General features: G+C 57.9%; 3 protein-coding genes and 1 pseudogene. 1 reads left to right on the top strand and 3 read right to left on the bottom strand.

From position 1 onward, the window contains the following. The first annotated feature begins 766 nt into the window (after positions 1-766). Positions 767-1,282, top strand: coding sequence for a DUF2726 domain-containing protein (locus SY26_RS20865; protein ID WP_084693985.1), 516 nt, complete (start codon positions 767-769; stop codon positions 1,280-1,282). 16 nt (positions 1,283-1,298) lie between these two features. On the opposite strand, the gene SY26_RS21450 is transcribed toward SY26_RS20865, so the two are convergent. The 3 genes and pseudogenes from SY26_RS21450 to SY26_RS21750 all read right to left on the bottom strand — a co-directional run. Further along, positions 1,299-1,457 (bottom strand): hypothetical protein, encoded by a 159-nt coding sequence (locus tag SY26_RS21450; RefSeq protein WP_157020563.1) that lies wholly within the window; start codon positions 1,455-1,457, stop codon positions 1,299-1,301. Positions 1,458-1,728: 271 nt separating this feature from the next. Beyond that, positions 1,729-2,079, bottom strand: coding sequence for a single-stranded DNA-binding protein (locus SY26_RS19595; RefSeq protein ID WP_046001965.1), 351 nt, complete (start codon positions 2,077-2,079; stop codon positions 1,729-1,731). Positions 2,080-2,457: 378 nt separating this feature from the next. Continuing rightward, positions 2,458-2,640, bottom strand: a pseudogene (locus tag SY26_RS21750) (hypothetical protein); the annotation flags it as partial.

Here is a 2,640-nt window from a genome sequence, read left to right as displayed (position 1 = left end):
GCAGGGCCGCGAGCTGGACGCGCCATCACAGAGCGAAGGGAGGCGAGTGGACCTGTGGTAAGGTCTGGCCTACAATGTCTTATCAGTATCAATTACTTGGCAGGGAATTAGATGCGAACCTTCAAACCTACTGAGCAGGACATTCAAGATTGCGGCGGGGTTATCGGCTACCCTAGACCCGGACGTTACATCTTGATGGTTCGGGATGAGCGTATCTTGGGCGGGGAGATTGAACGCACTGGTGAGTTCAGGCGACAATTCGCAGCTTTGCCGCGATACTATCCTGAAGATGCAGAAAGGATTGTCGCAGACCTATCGGCTGATGGCACGTTTACGCAATCAACGGCACCTATGGAATAGCACGGTTTAGAGACGGAACCTCACGGATAGTTCGGATCACACAAGCCCCCGTCCGGTTGCCCACAGGCTGCCGCTCGATCCCTGTGGTCTCGCTCACAGCCTGCTTCGGCCCCACTCCTTCACTCCCAAGGTCGTTGCGTCACGAGGCTGGACAACCGGGCTCCCGCGCAAGCGATCGTCACCCGCAGGGCCGAGACTGGGCCGCTGAACCGACTATTGCGCCCCGCTCGGGCTGGCTCGGGACGAGACAGGCGGCGCGGGAAAAGGCGCAAAGGAGGGACAGGGGTCCAGGCTCGGGGTGGAGGCCGGCGACAGCCGGCCGGAGCCTAGAGCGCGGTCCCGGCCAAAGGACGGGATGCGTCCTTGATCCCTTGAACCACCGCGCAAACTAACGAAAGTAATATCAATGAATATTTCACCAGTCATTTTGACACTAATTGCGTTGGCGGCCGTTGTAATTTTGGTCGTTACCGCACTCTCGAAAAAGAAGATTGTTGCGTCCTCATTCACAAAAAAGCCGTTGATGAATAAAGCCGAAATTCGTCTTTTCAGAATGCTCCAAGAAGAACTACCGTCCAACTGGACAGTGTTGTGCCAAGTTGCTTACGGAGGCTTTCTAGCAAATCGCAATTTCGGTAAGTTTATGTCAATGAACTCAAAGCGGGCCGACTTTGTAATTCTCAATCCGCTTTTGGAAGTCACGGTTGTAGTGGAGTATCAAGGCAGCGGTCACTACGGGAACACTGAAAAAAGCCGCAGCCGTGCAGAAGCAAGTGACCAAGCCAAGAGGCAAGCTCTTTCGCAAGCCGCTATACCGCTTTTTGAAATCCCGGCGAAGTTCGACCGTGAGTTCGTGCGTTCATTCGCGAACGCCGTTATAGGGCCCGCTGCTGATCGAGCGGAGGCGAAAGCCCGCCCGTAGGGCGGGCTGGACGGCGCTAGGCGTCTTTGCCCTTCCGTGGTTCTGTAAGGTCGCGGGCATAGCTGACCTCGACCTTGAGAAAGCCCGGAACGCTTAGGGCGACGGAAACGCTGATCTTGGCCTTGGTGGTGAGGGTTTTCAGGATCGAGCGCAGAGTAGCGAGGATCTTGGTCATGGTGGTAGCTCCTTTGAGTGAGTGCCGATTGCGGCTCAAAGGGGCGTAGGCTTTAAGGGCAGGCGCACCCGCAGGGTCGCAGCGAAGCGGAGAAGGGCTTTAGCCCTTGCGCCTGCCCGGGCCGAAGCACACTGGCCGCATCAAATCGACAGGCGCTTAAAGGAGCGGAGGCACCAAGCCGGATGCCAAGATGGCGCGCTCGATCCTGTAAACCCGGTCTCCGCGATACAGGATAGGAGCTGCGCCTCCAGCATGGCGGGCCTCGTGAGTATCAGGCTGTCGCCTGCCGCTCGATCTGGCGCTTCACGGCCAAGGTGTAGTTGTCGAAAGTTTCAACAGCCAAGGTGGTGCCGTAGCGGGTGGAGCCGTCTTTGTCCTCCCATGTTGCCTCGCGCATCGTGCCCGTTGCGCGTACCAGATCACCGGGGGCTACATTGGTTCTAGCCCAGTTCATAATGTTCTCGTTGAAGATCGTGACTTCGTTCCAGAAAGGGTTCGACTGAAAGTCACCGTTGTTGTCCTTGCGGCCATACTCCGCGGCAAGGCTGACCTTCAGGGCGCGGCCAACTTCCTTGATCTTGCCAACCCGCCCGACAATCTGAAACTCGGCAAAGGTTCTCATTCATATCTCCTTGGTCCTAAAGTATTTCGCTGAGAATGGTCATGTTTAGTTCTCATCCGTATCAAATCGCAATTTCTTAGGATCGCAAAGACAAAACCTCTCTTAATCCACTGAAATAGGCAGCGGGCGTCGGGGCAGGATCTAGCCTCCGCGAAGCGGTTCCGCGCGAATAGCGCAGGGCCGGCGCGGTGGGGCGAAGTCCCGCCTCGCCGGGCATATTGGGCAGCACCAGGATAAAAGAAGGCCCCGCCGAAGCGGGGCCAGTGCTATCCTCACCACAAGGATATTCTGATGCGGGCAAGCCTCGCTCGGCAGCATGGCGCCCTTCAATTCACACATAGCATCTCAGGGATTTTGCATCTACCCAAGATGCCTCTCTTAGATGAGAGAAAACTGCTCCGGCTGCGGTCGGATCGAGGCCCGCCCGCGCGGGTCGATGATCCAGCCGTCGCCGTCCCGCTCGACACTGGCCTCCCATCCGTGCTGCTCGATGAACACCCGGTCGGCGTCGGCTCCGCGCTCGGCGTGCAGATCGCTGGCCCGGTGCCCGCTCGGGCGGCG

It is taken from the genome of Paracoccus sp. 228 (genome assembly GCF_000967825.1).
In the GTDB taxonomy this organism is placed as follows: domain Bacteria; phylum Pseudomonadota; class Alphaproteobacteria; order Rhodobacterales; family Rhodobacteraceae; genus Paracoccus; species Paracoccus marcusii.
This window is presented reverse-complemented; position numbering and strand designations above follow the sequence as displayed.